Source organism: Citrobacter sp. C13 (genome assembly GCF_014596815.2).
Lineage (GTDB): Bacteria > Pseudomonadota > Gammaproteobacteria > Enterobacterales > Enterobacteriaceae > Citrobacter > Citrobacter portucalensis.
Map to the genome: position 1 here is coordinate 3347945 of NZ_CP115024.1, position 18190 is coordinate 3366134.

16 protein-coding genes and 2 pseudogenes are annotated in these 18190 nt (G+C 54.4%); 7 read left to right on the top strand and 11 right to left on the bottom strand.

The window, feature by feature from the left end; all coding sequences use genetic code 11:
* Positions 1-7 precede the first annotated feature (7 nt).
* Genes pcp through ybgI form a run of 7 tightly spaced genes read right to left on the bottom strand, consistent with a single transcriptional unit; the run spans position 8 to position 5498 of the window.
* Positions 8-652 (bottom strand): pyroglutamyl-peptidase I, encoded by a 645-nt coding sequence (gene pcp / locus IB222_RS16145; RefSeq protein ID WP_149384139.1) that lies wholly within the window; start codon positions 650-652, stop codon positions 8-10.
* A gap of 9 nt (positions 653-661) precedes the next feature.
* Positions 662-1657, bottom strand: coding sequence for a DUF979 domain-containing protein (locus IB222_RS16150; RefSeq protein ID WP_008784131.1), 996 nt, complete (start codon positions 1655-1657; stop codon positions 662-664).
* A complete protein-coding gene (locus tag IB222_RS16155; RefSeq protein ID WP_003831395.1) occupies positions 1654-2376 on the bottom strand; it encodes a DUF969 domain-containing protein in 723 nt (240 codons plus the stop codon). Before IB222_RS16155 ends, IB222_RS16150 begins: the two co-directional genes overlap by 4 nt.
* Positions 2377-2431: 55 nt before the next feature.
* The gene (pxpA, locus tag IB222_RS16160) at positions 2432-3166 is read right to left on the bottom strand and encodes a 5-oxoprolinase subunit PxpA (protein WP_149384138.1); all 735 of its coding nucleotides are present in this window, start codon (positions 3164-3166) and stop codon (positions 2432-2434) included.
* Positions 3156-4088, bottom strand: coding sequence for a 5-oxoprolinase subunit PxpC (gene pxpC, locus IB222_RS16165; RefSeq protein ID WP_048214672.1), 933 nt, complete (start codon positions 4086-4088; stop codon positions 3156-3158). Before pxpC ends, pxpA begins: the two co-directional genes overlap by 11 nt.
* Entirely contained in the window at positions 4082-4738 is a 657-nt protein-coding gene (gene pxpB, locus IB222_RS16170) for a 5-oxoprolinase subunit PxpB (RefSeq protein ID WP_123268521.1), read from the bottom strand. The genes pxpC and pxpB overlap by 7 nt, the downstream gene beginning before the upstream one ends.
* Positions 4739-4754: 16 nt before the next feature.
* A complete protein-coding gene (gene ybgI / locus IB222_RS16175; protein WP_149384186.1) occupies positions 4755-5498 on the bottom strand; it encodes a radiation resistance protein YbgI in 744 nt (247 codons plus the stop codon).
* A gap of 289 nt (positions 5499-5787) precedes the next feature.
* Here ybgI and dtpD point away from each other — a divergent pair, with 289 nt between their 5' ends.
* Positions 5788-7269, top strand: a complete 1482-nt coding sequence (gene dtpD / locus IB222_RS16180; RefSeq protein WP_149384137.1) for a dipeptide permease DtpD — start codon at positions 5788-5790, stop codon at positions 7267-7269.
* Positions 7270-7315: 46 nt separating this feature from the next.
* Here the strand turns inward: dtpD and IB222_RS16185 are convergent.
* The 4 genes and pseudogenes from IB222_RS16185 to IB222_RS16200 form a co-directional block, all read right to left on the bottom strand.
* A pseudogene (locus IB222_RS16185) lies at positions 7316-7684 on the bottom strand (Rpn family recombination-promoting nuclease/putative transposase); the annotation flags it as partial.
* A gap of 38 nt (positions 7685-7722) precedes the next feature.
* Positions 7723-9141: a deoxyribodipyrimidine photo-lyase gene (gene phrB / locus IB222_RS16190; RefSeq protein ID WP_149384136.1), complete on the bottom strand. Its 1419-nt coding sequence runs from the start codon at positions 9139-9141 to the stop codon at positions 7723-7725.
* Positions 9142-9159: 18 nt separating this feature from the next.
* Positions 9160-9714, bottom strand: coding sequence for a DUF1722 domain-containing protein (locus IB222_RS16195; protein ID WP_003831377.1), 555 nt, complete (start codon positions 9712-9714; stop codon positions 9160-9162).
* 97 nt (positions 9715-9811) lie between these two features.
* Positions 9812-10018: a YbfA family protein gene (locus IB222_RS16200; protein WP_003022870.1), complete on the bottom strand. Its 207-nt coding sequence runs from the start codon at positions 10016-10018 to the stop codon at positions 9812-9814.
* Between the two features lie 308 nt (positions 10019-10326).
* Between IB222_RS16200 and kdpF the strand changes: the two genes are divergently transcribed.
* From kdpF to kdpE, 6 genes and pseudogenes are all read left to right on the top strand, one after another.
* Positions 10327-10416, top strand: a complete 90-nt coding sequence (kdpF, locus tag IB222_RS16205; RefSeq protein ID WP_001670793.1) for a K(+)-transporting ATPase subunit F — start codon at positions 10327-10329, stop codon at positions 10414-10416.
* A pseudogene (kdpA, locus tag IB222_RS16210) lies at positions 10416-12114 on the top strand (potassium-transporting ATPase subunit KdpA). The gene kdpF and the pseudogene kdpA overlap by 1 nt, the downstream one beginning before the upstream one ends.
* A gap of 20 nt (positions 12115-12134) precedes the next feature.
* Positions 12135-14183, top strand: a complete 2049-nt coding sequence (gene kdpB / locus IB222_RS16215; RefSeq protein WP_149384135.1) for a potassium-transporting ATPase subunit KdpB — start codon at positions 12135-12137, stop codon at positions 14181-14183.
* Positions 14184-14191: 8 nt separating this feature from the next.
* Positions 14192-14758, top strand: coding sequence for a potassium-transporting ATPase subunit KdpC (gene kdpC, locus IB222_RS16220; protein ID WP_149384134.1), 567 nt, complete (start codon positions 14192-14194; stop codon positions 14756-14758).
* 10 nt (positions 14759-14768) lie between these two features.
* Entirely contained in the window at positions 14769-17453 is a 2685-nt protein-coding gene (gene kdpD / locus IB222_RS16225) for a two-component system sensor histidine kinase KdpD (RefSeq protein ID WP_149384133.1), read from the top strand.
* Positions 17450-18127: a two-component system response regulator KdpE gene (gene kdpE / locus IB222_RS16230; RefSeq protein ID WP_048226088.1), complete on the top strand. Its 678-nt coding sequence runs from the start codon at positions 17450-17452 to the stop codon at positions 18125-18127. The genes kdpD and kdpE overlap by 4 nt, the downstream gene beginning before the upstream one ends.
* The last annotated feature ends 63 nt before the right edge of the window (positions 18128-18190 follow it).

The following is an 18190-nucleotide window of genomic DNA, read 5'->3' on the forward strand; positions in this document are numbered from 1 at the left end:
TCCTTTGTTAATGTGTTGCGCCGCCCGTCACTGCGATATCGCTTTCCACCTGCAAGGCGGTGGCAATCGCAATCTCCAGCGCACGGCGCACCGTTTCTGTCGCCATACTTGGCGCTCCGGGATGCTGTGCAGCCTGTTGCGGCAAATAAGGGATATGAATAAAGCCGCCCTTCACCGCCGGTACGTCGCGTAGTTTATGCAGCAGGCCATACATCACGTGGTTACACACGAAAGTACCCGCAGTCTGGGAAACCGAGGCCGGTATTCCCGCGTTGCGCATGGCGACAACCATCGCTTTAATCGGCAACGTACTAAACCATGCCGCCGGGCCATCGACTACAATCGGCACATCGACCGGCTGTTGCCCCTGGTTATCCGCAATACGCGCATCGTCAACGTTAATCGCCACGCGTTCCACGGTGATATCCGTGCGACCACCCGCCTGCCCCACCGCCAGCACCAGTGATGGCGACAACGCGTCAATCGCGGCATTGAGTACAGCGAGAGACTCGCCAAAGACACACGGTAGTTGGTGGGCAATAACGCGGCATCCGCCGATAATAGCATTGTCGAGGCTCGAGACCACTTCCCAGGAAGGGTTAACTGACTCGCCGCCAAAGGGTTCAAATCCCGTGATGAGTACTGTTTTCATCCTTCCTCCTTACAGGAACATCAGGAAATACATCAGGAACACGTTGACCAGTAGCAGCAGTACGCCTGTTGGCACCTGCGCTTTAATCACCGCATTTTTGTCCGGTAGTTCCAGCAACGCTGCAGGAACAATATTAAAGTTCGCCGCCATTGGCGTCATCAGCGTCCCGCAATAGCCGGAGAACATACCAATCGCCGCCATTACCGCTGGGTTGCCGCCGTGTTGCAGTACGAGGATTGGGATACCAATCCCAGCGGTCACGATCGGGAAAGCAGCAAACGCATTACCCATAACCATGGTCAGCAATGCCATGCCGATGGTGTACACCGCCACCGCGATAAAGCGACTATCCACCGCCAGATATTCCTGCGTCAGGTATGAAATGCCGCTACCCACACCCGCCGCTGTAAACAGCAGCCCAAGCGTAGCCAGAATCTGCGGCAGAATGAACGCCCAGCCAATGGAGTCCAGCAGACGTCGTGCCTCCTGAATCGGTTGATGCACCCGCTCATGGGTCATTTTTATCGCCATCGCCAGACCAATCAACGAGCCCGCTGTCATTGAAAAGAGCGTTACCAGCGTGGCGTGATTACCCGGCCCGAACAGCGCATCCTGTAAGCCCGGAATATGGTTGAACATCAGTACGCCAATGACCGTTACCACCGGGATCGCTAATGCCGGGAAAAACAGGCGGTTGCCCAGGCGGCTGGCGCTTTCTTCGCGCTGTTGCTGCGTGCGTTGATGGTAGCTTCCCAGCTTCACACCGCCAAAACCCGCGATCAGGGCCAGCACGACCACCGCAACGCCGACGGCAATATGCACTGCGCGTTTATCGCCAAACAGCGAGTATGTCCAGTCACCAAGCAGAAACAGTACGCCATAGATGCCCCAAAACAGGCCTGTGGTGAAACGGCGCGGGTTTGCTTTGTCCTGCCATGACATCAGCGCCACAATCAGTAATACCGCACCTGCCAGCCAGTAGAGATAGCTTTGTTGAAAATTCATTTCGCTTCCCCTTTCGCTGCGGCATTCGCTTTCGCCACCTCACGTTGCAAATAGCTATCCAGACGCCACAAACGCGTGCCGTGTATCAGGAAAGCACAAATTGCCGTTGGGATCCCCCACAAGGCGATATGCAGCGGTTCGGTCTGGATCCCACCAGACTCCAGCATAAAGTTGTGCATGAATATGATCGCGCCGAAGGCAACAAAGATATCTTCACCGAAAAACAGCCCGACGTTATCGGTCGCCGCTGACATTGCGCGCAGGCGATAGCGAACCGCGCCGGGTATCTCGCCGTGATTTTTCTCGGCGGCCCCTTCCGCCATTGGCGCCAGCAGCGGGCGCACCATCTGCGGATGCCCCCCCAGACTGGTCAACCCTAACGCAGCAGTCGCTTCGCGAATGAACAGATAGACAATAAGCAGACGGCCACTGGTGGCACTGCGGATTTTAGCAATCCACGCCTGAGCACGCTCTTTGAGTCCGTGGCGTTCCAGCAGGCCAATAACCGCCAGCGGGATCAGCAGGATAAACGGCAGGTTGCGGGTGTTAAGAAAACCTTCACCCAGCTTCTCGAGGATGGTGGCGATCGGCATATGCGCCGCCAGTCCCGTGACGATCCCGGCAATAATAACCACCAATACCGGATTAAAACGTAAAAGAAATCCGACCACGATGACGGCGATCCCCGTCAATGGCCAGAGAGATATCACCTCTCCCATAATTCATTCCCGTATATGTTGTTGTGTAATATATTGTTGTTTTGTATGGTAAATCTTATGCACCAATTTCAATATTGCATGCATTAAAGGCGCTACGCAAGCGACGGGCAAAAGCGAGTGCGTGCTCGCCATCCCCATGAATGCATACCGTCTGGGCGGTCACGCTTGCCCATGTTCCACTTTGGCTTTTTACTCTGCCGGATTGCACCATTTCTAACGTTTGCGCCAGCGCCTGCTCTTCATCCTCAATCAGTGCGCCCGGCTGGTTACGTGGCACCAGACTGCCATCGGCCTGATAACCCCGATCGGCAAAAACCTCCTGACGCGTTATCAAGCCATAGTGTTCTCCAGCGCGAATCAGTTCGCTTCCCGCCAGCCCGACCAGAACCAGCGACGGATCGCAGGCATGAACCGCTTTCGCAATCGCATCGGCCAATTGAGGATCTTTCGCCGCCTGGTTATAGAGCATGCCATGCGGTTTGACATGGCGCATCACACCACCTTCTGCCCTCGTGATGGCAGCCAGCGCGCCAATTTGATACAGCGTCTGTGCATACACCGTTTGTGCAGGCAGAGTCATGGCGCTACGACCAAAATTTTCCCGATCCGGAAAACTGGGGTGCGCGCCTATCGCCACACCATTTTTTAGCGCTTCGCGCACGCTTGAGAGCATAGTTTGCGCATCGCCTGCGTGATACCCACAGGCGATGTTGGCCGATGACACCAATTGCAGCAACGCTGCATCGTTCGCACATCCCTCACCGAGGTCTGCATTGAGATCAATTTTCATTGTTAAGTCGCCATGCTAACTGTTCCAGATAACGCTGCTGGTCGTACCGCGCCTTCAGCGCTTCCTCCAGCGAACACTGCACAAAATGAATCGGCTGACCGAGCGGGATCTGCGCCAGATGATACATATCTGCCTCGATGATACAGGCGATGCGCGGATAGCCACCCGTCGTCTGAGCATCGTTCATCAGCACGATTGGCTGGCCATTATGCGGAACCTGCACCACGCCGGGGAGCAAACCATGCGACAGCAGCTCGCGATCGGTCGTGCGCGTCAGCGGCTGCCCCTGAAGACGATACCCCATACGGTTACTTTGCGGGCTAAGCTGCCACGGCGAGCGCCAGAAAGAGGCCTGCGATACCTCATCAAACTCCTGATACTCAGGGCCGGGCAGTGCGCGAATGAGATTACCCCACATCAGTTGTTTTACACCTTGTGGCCCGCTGAATTGCCGGGTCGATACGCCAATCGCCAGTCGATCGCCATCACGCAGCAGACGCCCTTCAAACCCACCAATGCCCACTTTCAGATCGGTACTACGCGAGCCCATCACTTCGGGAACATCAATACCGCCCGCTACCGCCAGATAACTGCGCATGCCATGAAGCGGGCGTTTTAGCGTCAGGCGCTGCCCGGCTTTTACCGGTAACCGCCATCCGCTCCATACGGGAGTTCGATCCAGATGCGCTTCGCATCCGGCACCGGTCAGGGCAAACCAGCCATCGGCTTCAAACTCCACCACCAGTTGCCCCAGCGTGATTTCCAGCGCTGCGGCATTCGCATCATTACCCACCAGCAGGTTGGCGACGTTCAGCGCCGGTTTATCCAGCGCGCCACAGTGACTGATTCCGGATTGACGAAAACTATGGCGTCCCCCGTCCTGTACTGAGGTGTACATGCCAGCGCGGATGATGTTTAACATATCCCCTCCTTCTGCGGGACAAAACGCACGGTATCGCCAGCCCGTAACAGAATCGGCTCCTCCCGTTTTGGATCAAATAACGAAACGGAGGTACGCCCAATCAATTGCCATCCACCGGGAGTGGAAAGCGGGTAGATCCCCGTTTGAGATCCACCGATACCGACAGAACCTGCCGGAACAAGCAAACGCGGTTCCGCACGTCTGGGAGTATGCAGCTGTTCAGGTAAGCTCCCGAGATAGGGAAATCCCGGCTGAAAACCGATAAACCACACCACATAGTCAACTGACGCATGAAGTTCGACGACCTGCTTGTCGCTTAATCCACTGTGTCGGGCGACCTCTGCCAGATCGGGGCCAAACTCACCACCATAGGTCACAGGTATTTCAATAAAGCGTGAATCCGGCTCCAGTGCTTCACTCTCTTCCCACCAGCGCTGCAGGCGTTCAATCGCATCCAGCGCCAGTGTTTGCGGGTCGCGCAGGGTAACCGTGATATTGTTCATTCCCGGAATAGCTTCAAGCACATTCGGGGCGTCAACTAAACGCTGAGCCAGACGCCAGATGCGTTTCTGAGTCGCCAGCGTGATGGGGGGCTCCAGTTCAAGAACCACCGCCGTTTCACCTAACAGATAACAACGCGCTCGCTGCACTTTCATCCCTCTTTTATTACGCTGGATTAGGAATATCGATAAAGGTTACGTCCAGATCGGTATTTTCATTCAGCCATTCGCTTAATGCGCGAATGCCGCCGCGTTCGGTCGCATGGTGACCGGCAGCATAAAAATGCAGCCCCTGCTCGCGGGCTGAGTGAATGGTTTGCTCAGAGACTTCACCGGTAATAAAGGCGTCGACACCAAATCGGGCTGCGCTATCAATAAAACTTTGACCGCCCCCGGTACACCAGGCAACGCGCTGAACTTTCTCCGGCCCGGTATCACCGCACCATAACGGTTTACGACCTAAACGCGCTTCAATCCACGATGCCAGCTCCAGCCCCGGAACCGGCATGGAGAGTTCGCCCCATGGCACCAGCGGTTCAATTTCACCCATCACGGTGATTCCTAACAGCGCGGCCAACTGCGCGTTATTCCCCAATTCCGGGTGTGCATCCAGCGGCAAGTGCCAGCCATACAGGTTGATATCATTTTCTAACAGCGTTTTCAGACGATTGCGCTTCATGCCGCGAATAACCGGAGATTCGCCTTTCCAGAAATAACCGTGGTGAACGATAACCGCATCCACTTGCTGGCGTACCGCCTCGTCCAGCAATGCCTGGCTTGCAGTCACACCGGTCACGATTTTATGCACCGTCTCTTTGCCCTCAACCTGCAAACCATTCGGCGCATAATCGCTAATGGCGGCGCTGTTTAGTTTGTCGTTGATCAGTTGTTCCAGTTCGGTGTTTTTCATCATCGTCCTCGTAGTCATCATTTCTGCCTGCCCAATCAGCAACACAGCTTAGGTTAAAATAGCGTCCCCGCCTGCGTTCGTCGATAGCCATTTCACTGACACATAAAGAAACAATCACACCCGCTTTGAACGTGATTTGCTTACCACTACGCGATCTAATTCATGTATATTTATGCAATCAGACAGCATATTGCAAAAATAATCAGATCTGTATCAAAGTTACAACTTTAAGGAAACACACTCGCGCAGCACGTTCAGCCAGTCGCGAGGCATTTACTTCGAGAAAATAATGAATAAACAAGCATCTCAACCACGGGCGATATACTACGTTGTCGCGCTACAAATCTGGGAATACTTCAGTTTTTACGGCATGCGTGCGCTGCTGATCCTGTATCTCACTAACCAGCTTAAGTACGACGATAATCACGCATATGAACTGTTCAGCGCCTACTGCTCGCTGGTCTATGTCACCCCTATTCTCGGGGGATACCTGGCCGATAAAGTGCTCGGCAATCGAATGGCGGTGATGATCGGCGCATTTTTAATGGCGGTGGGACATCTGGTTTTGGGTGCCAGTGAAATGGCCCCGGCGTTCCTCTATTTGTCGCTGGCGATAATTGTCTGCGGTTACGGTCTGTTTAAATCAAATATCAGTTGCCTGCTTGGCGAGTTATATCAACCTGAAGACCCACGTCGCGATGGTGGATTCTCTCTGCTCTACGCCGCCGGTAACATCGGTTCGATCATCGCACCAATTGCCTGCGGATACGTGCAGGAAGAGTACAGTTGGGCGATGGGCTTTGCGCTGGCTGCCATCGGCATGCTGGCAGGGCTGGTGATATTCTTATGTGGTAATCGCCATTTCGCCCACACCACCGGCGTCAACAAGGCCGTTCTGTGTGCTAAAACCTTTATTCTGCCAAACTGGGCCTGGCTGTTAGTTTTGTTGGTTGCCGCACCGCTGCTGATTACCGTGCTGTTCTGGAAAGAGTGGTCCGTTTACGCACTGATTGTTGCCACCATTATTGGTCTGGCAGTTCTGGCGAAGATTTATCGCCAGGCACAGACGCAGAAACAACGCAAAGAGCTGGGGCTTATCGTCACGCTGACCTTCTTCAGCCTGTTGTTTTGGGCCTTTGCTCAACAGGGCGGCAGTTCGATCAGCCTGTATATCGACCGCTTCGTTAACCGCGATATTCTGGGGTATTCCGTCCCTACCGCGATGTTCCAGTCGGTTAACGCTTTTGCCGTTATGCTGTGCGGTATCGTACTGGCGTGGGTAGTCAAAGAAAGCGTGAGTGGCAATCGTACCGTACGTATCTGGGGTAAATTTGCCCTTGGCCTCGGCTTAATGAGCGCTGGGTTCTGTATTCTAACCTTGAGCGCTCGCTGGTCCGCTGCTTACGGCCACTCTTCGATGCCGCTGATGGTACTTGGGTTGGCGGTCATGGGCTTTGCCGAACTGTTTATCGATCCGGTGGCAATGTCACAAATTACGCGTATTGAGATCCCTAGTGTTACCGGCGTATTAACCGGCATTTATATGCTGCTTTCCGGTGCTATCGCCAATTACCTGGCAGGCGTTATCGCCGATCAGACCTCACAAGGCTCGTTTGATGCTGAGGGCGCTATCAACTACTCCATCAATGCCTATATTGATGTCTTTAGTGAAATTACCTGGGGCGCGCTGGCCTGTGTGGTGCTGGTGCTGATGATTTGGCTGTACCAGTCGCTTAAGTTCAGAAACCGTTCACTGGCGGTAGAATCCTGAGTGTAGGGGCCCGATGATGTAATCTGATTCGGGCTTTTTTCAGGAATTACGCATGACTGGCAGTCAACTTCTCTTCAGAAAGACCTGTAACCAGAAGCACCATGTTGCGATCTATTCCCTGCTCCAACATAGTTTGCGCTATACGTAATGCTGCTTCTCGTTTGCTTTGCTACAAACCTTCCTGTAATCCATCTAAGCGTAACCGCTCCGCAATCGTCATCAGCTTTTCCTTGTGTTGGGGGATCCGTTGCGCCATATCTTGTATAAATTCATTAAAGCGAGATTCATCGCCGGATTGCAGGATGTAATTAAACATCGCCTGTAGTTGTGTGTCCTTAGCGCACCCTGTAAGTAACAGCGTGGCAAGCTGATCTACCAGTCCCAACAAATCCCGCTGACGGATATGTTTTTGCAGATCTGCTGGAAGGTATTACGCAGAAATCCGCTGCGCGCTTATCCCTTACGCGCCGCCTCATATGCCGCCAGCGTCGCCAGCCTCGCCTGTTTATGATCCACAATCGGGCGAGGATAACTTAGTGTCACCTGCGCTTTTTCAGCCCACGACCACGGTTCATGAATGGCTTTACCCGGCACGTCGCGCAGTTCCGGCACCCACTGGCGGATAAACTCACCGTCACGGTCGAATTTTTTGCCCTGCGTCGTGGGGTTAAAGATACGGAAATACGGTGCGGCGTCGGTTCCGGTTGAGGCTGCCCATTGCCAGCCGCCGTTATTGGCCGCCAGGTCGCCATCGATCAGTTGCGACATAAAATACTGTTCGCCTTTACGCCAGTCGATCAGCAGGTCTTTCACTAAAAAACTGGCGGTAATCATGCGTAAACGATTATGCATCCAGCCCGTTGCGTTAAGCTGACGCATGGCCGCATCCACAATGGGGTAGCCCGTATTCCCTGTTTTCCAGGCCTGCAAATGCGTCGGATTATTCTGCCATTGCACGCGATCGGTCCAGCGAATAAAAGGTTGATACCGACACAGCGACGGATGGTAAGTCATTAGATGACGATAAAATTCACGCCAGATAAGCTCATTCAACCAAACGCTACCTGCCCCATCCTCAAGCGCCTGCGGCTGCTCCACGAGCAGTCGATTCAGGCACTGGCGCGGTGATAGTCCTCCTGTCGCCAGGCTTGCGGATAATCGACTGGTTCCGTCAATCGCCGGAAAGTCACGCAGTTGTTCATATTCTCCGGCGGCCTGCTGGCAAAAATGGCGTAACTGCGCGATGGCCAATTTTTCTTCTGCCGGAAATTGCTGCGTATCAAAATCCTGCTGCGGGTAGCTCAGCGAGATGGATGTTAATGGAGAGTCAAGAGCACCGCTTTCTCTCACCTTCGGCGCACTGACACATTCTGGGATCCCGTCTTTTATCCGCTTCAGCCAGGCATTTTTAAACGGCGTAAAGACTTTATACATCTCGTGATTACCGGTCATGACCGCCCCCGGAGGCAGGATCACGCTGTCGTCAAACCCTTCGCACACCACCTGAGGTAATGACTTTTCGACGGCAGCATCACGCTGGCGTTCGTTTATTTCATATTGATAGTTATAAAATATTCGACTGACGCCATGCTGTACGCAGACGTTTTTGACGGTTTCCACACTGGTCGCAAAATCAGCAACTTCATGAAACAGAAGCGGGATGCCCTTTTCTGCCAGCGCCGTTTGCAACGCGTTCAGTTGCGCATTAACCAATGCCGCCTGACGTGGGGCCATATCATGCGCCTTCCACTGTTCAGGCGTGGAAATATAGAGCGCGAGTACATGTGCAGAACGATCCCGACAAGCCGCCGCCAGCGCGAGATTGTCGTGCAGACGCAAATCACGCCGAAACCAGACCAGATGCGTGGTCATAACACTCCCTGATAAAAATTAATCATTGCCCTGTAAACGCCAAATCGCAGGCCAGAGTTCAAAATAACGTTGCCCGGACAACCAGGTGTTCGGGTGCTCAGCCATATAGTGTTTGAGGAGCATTAAGGGTGCAAGTAGCGGCTGCGCCTCGCGTCGATAGTTATCGATTATCGAGGTCAATTCCTGACGTTGACGCAGATCGAGCTGATTACGGAAATAGCCCTGTACGTGCATCAATACATTGGTATGGTTACGCCGGGTAGCAGGATTTAATAACAGATGGGTCAATCGTAGGCGATACTCGGTAAAAAAAGCATCGAGATCTTGCCATTCATGGATTGCGGCAACGAAGGGGCCAAGCTCCCGATACTCTGGCTGGGAATGCGCCAGTAGTACCAGTTTGTAGCGAGTATGATAGTCAATTAATGCGCCCCGCGTTAATTTTCGCTGACGCAGGCGGTGCAATTCATGCAAAGCGTAAACACGTATTAATGTATTTTCGTCGAACTGAGGTGCCTCACTCGCTTCTGTGGTCAGACAGGTGCGGATACCAACAGGAATTCTCGTGCTCATCGCCACTCCTTATCCGTTACTCAGATAAGTGTAGACGTCGGCGTATAAAAAAACCGCCACATTGCTGTTAGCGGTTTTCTTGAACAATAACGACAACTTAATAGAAGTCGCAGGTGGCTTTTTCAGCCTGCTCCATCCACACCGGTTTATCACTGGTTTTGGACCAGACGCGGTGCAGATAGCTGTAAAAACGGGCGCGGTCTTTCCAGAACAACATGACCGGCAGCGCCAGAACGCCCGCCACAACGGCAAAGGTACGGCGCAAGAAAACAATGTGTGCTGGATATTCTTTATAAAAGTCCATAATCCTCTCCCATATATCTGTTCGGTGAATCGCACCGGAAAAATAAACTTGGTTAACTGATGAAAATAATACCGCCTTGTGTGTAATTTTGCTACTCATCCGACCACTTATTTTTATCTATTGATGCTCCGTTTAGCTAAAAACCGTAATTAAGTTACATAAAAGTTAAATTAATACTAATCATTAGTTAAATAATGGTCTTTGCCATTTTTATACTTTTTTTACACCTCTCTAACTGATTTTTGCGAAATCTTTGCAAGCAAAATTCTACGCTCTGGTTATCACATTTATGCCACTGGAGGTGCACCGTGAGTGCAGGCGTGATAACCGGCATTGTGCTGGTCTTTTTATTATTAGGTTATCTGGTGTATGCCCTGATTAATGCGGAGGCGTTCTGATGGCGGCCCAAGGATTTTTACTCATTGCCAGTTTCTTGCTGGTACTGTTTATCATCGCCAGACCGCTGGGTTTTGGCTTGGCTCGGCTGATCAATAATACGTCCCTGCCGGGCCTGGCTGGCGTGGAACATCTGCTCTGGCGTGGAACATCTGCTCTGGCGCGGTCTGGGCATCTCGCAGCAGGAGATGAACTGGCGGCAGTATCTGTTGGCGATCCTCGCGCTCAATGTGCTGGGGTTGCTGGTCCTGTTTTCAATGCTGATGGCGCAAAACCTGCTGCCGCTAAATCCGCAACAGCTACCTGGGCTTTCGTGGGATTTGGCGCTCAACACGGCGGTAAGTTTTGTCACCAACACCAACTGGCAATCCTATGCTGGCGAAACCACCTTAAGCTACTTCAGCCAGATGGTCGGGCTGACCGTGCAGAACTTCCTGTCAGCGGCAACCGGGATTGCGGTGATTTTTGCCCTGGCCCGTGCCTTTACTCGCCAGAGTATGAACACGCTGGGCAACGCCTGGGTCGATCTGGTTCGCATTACGCTGTGGATCCTGCTCCCCATTGCATTGCTCATTGCGTTGTTCTTCATTCAGCAAGGTGTGCTGCAAAACGTGTTGCCCTATCAGCCCATTACTACCCTTGAAGGGGTGAAACAGGTGCTGCCGATGGGGCCCGTCGCCTCACAGGAAGCGATTAAGATGCTTGGCACTAACGGGGGCGGGTTCTTTAACGCTAACTCATCACATCCGTTTGAAAACCCTACCGCGTTGACCAATCTGGTACAGATGTTGGCCATTTTCTTAATTCCTACCGCGCTGTGTTTTGCCTTTGGTGATGTGGTTGGCGATCGTCGCCAGGGGCGGACCCTGCTGTGGGCCATGTCGCTGATATTTGTGGTCTGCGTAGCCGTGGTGATGTGGGCCGAAGTTCAAGGTAACCCGCACCTGATGGCATTCGGTGCAGACAGTAATATCAACATGGAAGGCAAAGAAAGCCGCTTTGGCGTGCTGGCTACGAGTCTTTTTTCCGTCGTGACGACAGCGGCATCTTGCGGCGCTGTCGATGCGATGCATGACTCCTTCACCGCGCTGGGTGGGATGGTGCCGATGTGGCTAATGCAGATTGGCGAAGTGGTCTTCGGTGGTGTCGGTTCAGGTCTGTACGGCATGCTGCTGTTCGTGTTGTTGGCGGTGTTTATCGCGGGCCTGATGATTGGTCGCACGCCGGAATATCTGGGTAAGAAAATAGACGTGCGTGAAATGAAAATGACTGCACTGGCGATTCTGGTCACCCCTGCGCTGGTACTGCTCGGTACGGCGATAGCGATGATGAGCGATGCCGGGCGCAGCGCCATGCTCAATCCTGGTCCACATGGCTTTAGCGAAGTGTTGTACGCCGTATCGTCTGCCGCGAACAACAACGGTAGCGCCTTCGCCGGATTAAGCGCCAACAGCCCGTTCTGGAACTGTCTGCTGGCCCTGTGCATGTTCTTCGGCCGTTTCGGCGTGATCATTCCCGTGATGGCAATTGCCGGATCGCTGGTCAGTAAAAAGATCCAGCCAGCAAGCCCTGGCACGCTGCCTACTCACGGTGCACTGTTTGTCGGGTTGTTAATCGGTACGGTGTTACTGGTTGGCGCCCTCACCTTTGTTCCTGCCCTGGCACTTGGCCCGGTCGCAGAATACCTGTCATTACACTGAGTGATGCGGAGCACATGACTATGAGTCGCAAGCAACTGGCGCTGTTCGAACCCTCTCTGGTCGCACAGGCGCTGATGGACGCCGTGAAAAAATTAAGCCCACATACCCAGTGGCGCAATCCGGTGATGTTTATCGTCTGGCTGGGCAGTCTGCTGACAACCCTGTTAACGCTGGCAATGGCCACAGGCCATATGCAAGGCAATCCGTGGTTTACCGGCGCGATAAGTCTGTGGCTGTGGATTACCGTTCTGTTCGCCAACTTTGCCGAAGCGCTGGCGGAAGGACGCAGTAAGGCTCAGGCTAACAGTCTGAAAGGAGTTAAAAAAACCGCTTTTGCTCGCAAACTCCGCGAACCGAAATACGGTGCCGCCATGGATCACGTTCCGGCGGAGGATTTGCGCAAAGGAGATATCGTGTTAGTAGAAGCGGGCGATATTATCCCGTGTGACGGCGAGGTCATCGAAGGTGGCGCATCGGTGGATGAAAGCGCCATTACCGGCGAATCCGCGCCGGTCATTCGTGAATCCGGTGGTGATTTCGCCTCCGTCACCGGCGGGACCCGCATCCTCTCCGACTGGCTGGTGATCGAATGTAGCGTGAACCCTGGTGAAACGTTCCTCGACCGGATGATCGCCATGGTTGAAGGCGCGAAGCGGCGTAAAACGCCGAATGAAATCGCCCTGACGATCCTGTTGATAGCCCTGACCATCGTTTTTCTGCTGGCGACCGCCACGCTGTGGCCATTTTCCGCCTGGGGCGGTAGCGCGGTCAGCGTCACGGTATTGGTTGCCCTGTTGGTGTGTCTGATCCCCACCACCATCGGTGGGTTGCTCTCTGCTATTGGCGTCGCCGGGATGAGCCGCATGTTGGGCGCGAACGTCATCGCCACCAGCGGACGTGCAGTAGAAGCGGCAGGTGACGTGGACGTACTGCTGCTGGACAAAACCGGCACCATTACGCTGGGTAACCGCCAGGCTTCGGATTTTCTGCCCGCCCTGGGCGTGGACGAAAAAACGCTGGCCGACGCCGCGCAGCTTTCATCACTGGCCGATGAAACCCCTGAAGGCCGCAGTATCGTGATTCTGGCAAAACAGCGCTTTAATCTGCGTATTCGCGACGTGCAATCGCTGCACGCCACCTTTGTACCGTTTACCGCCCAAAGCCGAATGAGCGGGATCAACATCGACAACCGCATGATCCGCAAAGGGTCGGTCGATGCTATTCGTCGTCACGTCGAAGCCAACGGCGGCCACTTCCCTGCCGACATGGAGCAGAAGGTCGAAAACGTCGCACGCCTTGGCGCTACGCCGCTGGTGGTTGCCGAAGGCTCCCACGTGCTGGGCGTGATTGCTCTGAAAGATATCGTAAAAGGCGGAATCAAAGAACGTTTTGCCCAACTACGCAAAATGGGCATCAAAACGGTGATGATCACCGGCGATAACCGCCTGACCGCCGCCGCGATTGCGGCAGAAGCCGGGGTAGATGACTTCTTAGCTGAAGCCACGCCGGAAGCCAAGCTGGCGCTGATTCGTCAGTATCAGGCGGAAGGTCGTCTGGTGGCGATGACCGGCGACGGAACCAATGACGCCCCGGCGCTGGCGCAAGCCGACGTGGCGGTCGCCATGAACTCCGGGACCCAGGCGGCGAAAGAAGCAGGCAACATGGTGGATCTCGACTCTAACCCCACCAAGCTGATTGAAGTGGTGCACATTGGTAAACAGATGCTGATGACGCGTGGTTCGCTGACCACCTTCAGTATCGCCAACGACGTGGCGAAGTATTTCGCCATTATCCCGGCCGCGTTCGCCGCCACCTACCCGCAGCTCAATGCGCTTAACGTGATGGGCTTGCATTCGCCGGACTCGGCGATCCTCAGCGCGGTTATCTTTAATGCGCTGGTTATCGTCTTACTGATCCCGCTGGCGCTTAAAGGCGTGAGCTACAAACCGTTATCCGCATCCGCAATGCTGCGCCGTAATTTGTGGATCTATGGTCTGGGTGGTCTGGTTGTGCCGTTTATCGGTATCAAAGCAATTGATTTACTGCTGACCCTACTGGGTCTGGTGTGAGGTTTCAGATGAGTGGATTACGTCCTGCATTATCAACATTGATTTTCCTGATGCTTATCACCGGCGGAGCTTACCCGTTGTTGACCACCGCGTTGGGGCAGTGGTGGTTTCCCCACCAGGCTAACGGCTCGCTTCTACGCGAAGATCAAGTCGTTCGCGGCTCTGCGCTCATTGGGCAACATTTTACCGCGGCCGGTTATTTTCAGGGACGTCCGTCAGCTACAGCAGAAATGCCCTATAATCCAATGGCTTCAGGCGGCAGTAACCTGGCAGCCAGCAATCCGGAACTGGATAAACAGCTGCAAAGCCGGATAGCCGCACTGCGTGCTGCTAACCCGCAGGCAAATCCTGTCGTTCCGGTAGAGCTGGTAACGGCTTCTGCCAGCGGGTTGGATAACAATCTGACGCCAGCCGCGGTGGCCTGGCAAATCCCCCGCGTGGCGCAGGCTCGCAACCTCAGCGTTGAAGAGATCACGCGCCTGGTTGCACAATACACGCAAAAGCCGTTGGTCAGTTTTATCGGCCAGCCGGTGGTGAACCTGGTAGAACTTAATTTAGCGCTGGATAAGCACTGAGAAAAAGGACATGCATAACGAACCCTTACGCCCCGACCCCGATCGCCTGCTGGAGCAGACCGCTGCCCCGCACCGCGGAAAACTGAAAATTTTCTTCGGCGCGTGTGCAGGCGTCGGTAAAACCTGGGCCATGCTGGCAGAGGCCCAACGGTTGCGGGCGCAGGGGTTAGATGTGCTGATTGGGGTGGTGGAAACCCACGGACGCAAAGAGACCGCCGCGTTGCTGGACGGTCTCAGCATCCTGCCGCTAAAGAGACAGGCGCGCCATGGTCGTCATATTAGCGAGTTCGATCTCGACGCGGCGCTGGCCCGCCGTCCGGCGCTCATTTTGATGGATGAACTGGCGCACAGTAATGCGCCTGGCTCACGCCACCCTAAGCGTTGGCAAGACATTGAAGAGCTGCTCGAAGCCGGTATTGACGTTTTTACTACCGTCAACGTGCAGCATCTGGAAAGCCTCAATGATGTGGTCAGCGGCGTCACCGGCATTCAGGTTCGCGAAACCGTCCCCGATCCTTTTTTCGATGCCGCCGACGATGTGGTGCTCGTCGATCTTCCCCCCGACGATTTGCGCCAACGCCTGAACGAAGGCAAGGTCTATATCGCCGGTCAGGCGGAAAGAGCCATCGAGCATTTCTTTCGCAAAGGGAACTTGATCGCGCTACGTGAGCTGGCCCTGCGCCGCACGGCCGATCGGGTTGACGATCAGATGCGTGCCTGGCGAGGGCGTCCGGGGGAAGAAAAAGTCTGGCATACCCGTGACGCCATTTTACTGTGCATTGGACACAATACCGGCAGCGAAAAGCTGGTGCGTGCTGCCGCGCGTCTGGCAGCGCGCCTCGGCAGCGTCTGGCATGCAGTGTATGTCGAAACGCCAGCGCTGCACCGACTGCCCGAAAAACAGCGCCGCGCAATTTTAAGCGCTCTGCGGTTAGCCCAGGAGCTGGGTGCAGAAACCGCCACCCTTTCCGATCCCGCTGAAGACAAGGCTGTAATCCGCTACGCCCGTGAGCATAATCTGGGAAAAATTGTCCTCGGACGTCCGGCTACACGACGCTGGTGGCGCAGTGATTCTTTTGCTGACAAACTGGCCCATCGCGCACCGGATCTCGACCTGATGATTGTTGCGCTCGATGAGCCACCTTCGCGCCCTGTGCTACAAACTGCAGATAACCGCACCTTTAAGGATAAATGGCGGGTACAAATTCAGGGTTGTGTGGTTGCCGTCGCGCTGTGCGCCATCATTACGTTGATTGCCATGCAGTGGTTGATGGCCTTTGACGCCGCCAACCTGGTGATGATCTATTTATTGGGCGTGGTGGTTATCGCCCTCTTTTACGGACGCTGGCCGTCAGTGCTGGCAACTTTTATTAACGTCGCCAGCTTCGATCTCTTCTTTATTGCTCCACGCGGCACGCTGGCCGTTTCCGACGTCCAGTACCTGCTCACCTTCGCCGTGATGCTAACGGTAGGGCTGGTAATCGGTAATCTTACCGCCGGAGTGCGTTATCAGGCGCGGGTAGCCCGTTATCGCGAACAACGTACGCGCCATTTGTATGAGATGTCGAAAGCGCTGGCCGTCGGACGGAGTCAGCAAGATATCGCCGCCACCAGCGAACAGTTTATTGCCTCAACGTTCCAGGCCCGCAGCCAGGTTTTACTGCCCGGTGAGAACGGTAAGCTGGCCCCTCTCACCCATCAACAGGGCATGACGCCGTGGGATGATGCCATTGCCCAATGGAGCTTTGATAAAGGGCAACCGGCTGGCGCAGGTACTGACACGTTGCCAGGAGTGCCGTATCAAATTTTACCGTTAAAAAGTGCCGACAAAACGCATGGGCTGCTGGTTGTGGAACCGGGAAATTTACGCCAGCTGATGATCCCCGAACAGCAACGCCTGCTGGAAACTTTCACTTTACTGGTCGCCAGTGCGCTGGAGCGTCTGACGCTAACCGCCAGCGAAGAGCAGGCCCGGTTTGCCAGCGAGCGCGAAAGCATTCGTAACGCGCTGCTCGCCGCCCTTTCCCACGATTTACGTACGCCGCTAACGGTGCTGTTTGGTCAGGCAGAGATCTTAACGTTGGATCTGGCAAGCGAAGGATCGCCGCACGCGCGCCAGGCCAGTGAGATTCGCCAGCACGTCCTGAATACCACCCGACTGGTTAATAACCTGCTGGATATGGCGCGAATTCAGTCTGGCGGCTTTAATCTTAAGAAGGAGTGGTTAACACTGGAAGAGGTGGTCGGCAGCGCCCTGCAGATGCTGGAGCCAGGACTCTCTGCTCCTATTAATTTGTCGCTACCAGCACCGTTGACGCTGATCCACGTCGATGGCCCACTCTTTGAACGGGTGCTGATTAATCTGCTGGAAAACGCCGTTAAATACGCAGGTCCAGCGGCGCAAATCGGTATTGATGCCTGCGTCGATGGCGAGCACCTGCAACTGGACGTCTGGGATAATGGCCCCGGCATTCCATCGGGTATGGAGCAGCGAGTTTTTGACAAGTTTTCCCGGGGAAACAAAGAGTCATCGGTACCGGGCGTTGGGCTGGGGCTGGCAATCTGTCAGGCCATTGTGGACGTGCACGGCGGTACGATTTCCGTCCACAATCGCGCACAGGGAGGAGCATGTTTCCGTGTTACACTGCCCCAGGAAATCCCCCCTGAACTTGAAGATTTTCATGAGGATATGTGACGAACGTACTGATTGTTGAAGATGAACAGGCTATCCGTCGCTTTCTGCGTACCGCGCTGGAAGCCGATGGTCTGCGTGTATATGAAGCAGAAACGCTGCAACGTGGTCTGCTGGAAGCCGCCACGCGAAAACCCGATCTCATCATTCTCGATCTCGGTCTGCCGGACGGTGACGGCATTGATTTTATTCGTGACCTGCGACAATGGAGCGCGATACCGGTAATTGTGCTCTCAGCTCGCAGCGAAGAAAGCGATAAAATCGCCGCTCTGGATGCCGGTGCCGATGACTATCTCAGTAAACCCTTTGGTATTGGCGAGCTACAGGCGCGATTACGCGTGGCATTGCGCCGCCACGCCAGCGGCGCGTCTCCCGAGCCGGTGGTGCATTTTTCCAACGTAAAAGTAGATATCGCCGCCCGGCTCGTACATCGTGGTGATGAAGAGATTCATCTGACGCCGATTGAGTTTCGCCTGTTAGCGGTACTGCTGAATAATGCCGGAAAGGTACTAACGCAACGCCAGTTGCTAAATCAGGTTTGGGGACCGAACGCCGTCGAACACAGTCACTATCTGCGAATTTACATGGGACACCTGCGCCAGAAGCTGGAACAGGACCCGGCGCGTCCGCGTCATTTTCTGACCGAAACCGGGATTGGTTATCGGTTTATGCCGTGAATCTAAGCCGAATAAAAAAAGCCGGATCAGCACAAAGCTATCCGGCTTTTTTATTCATACCGG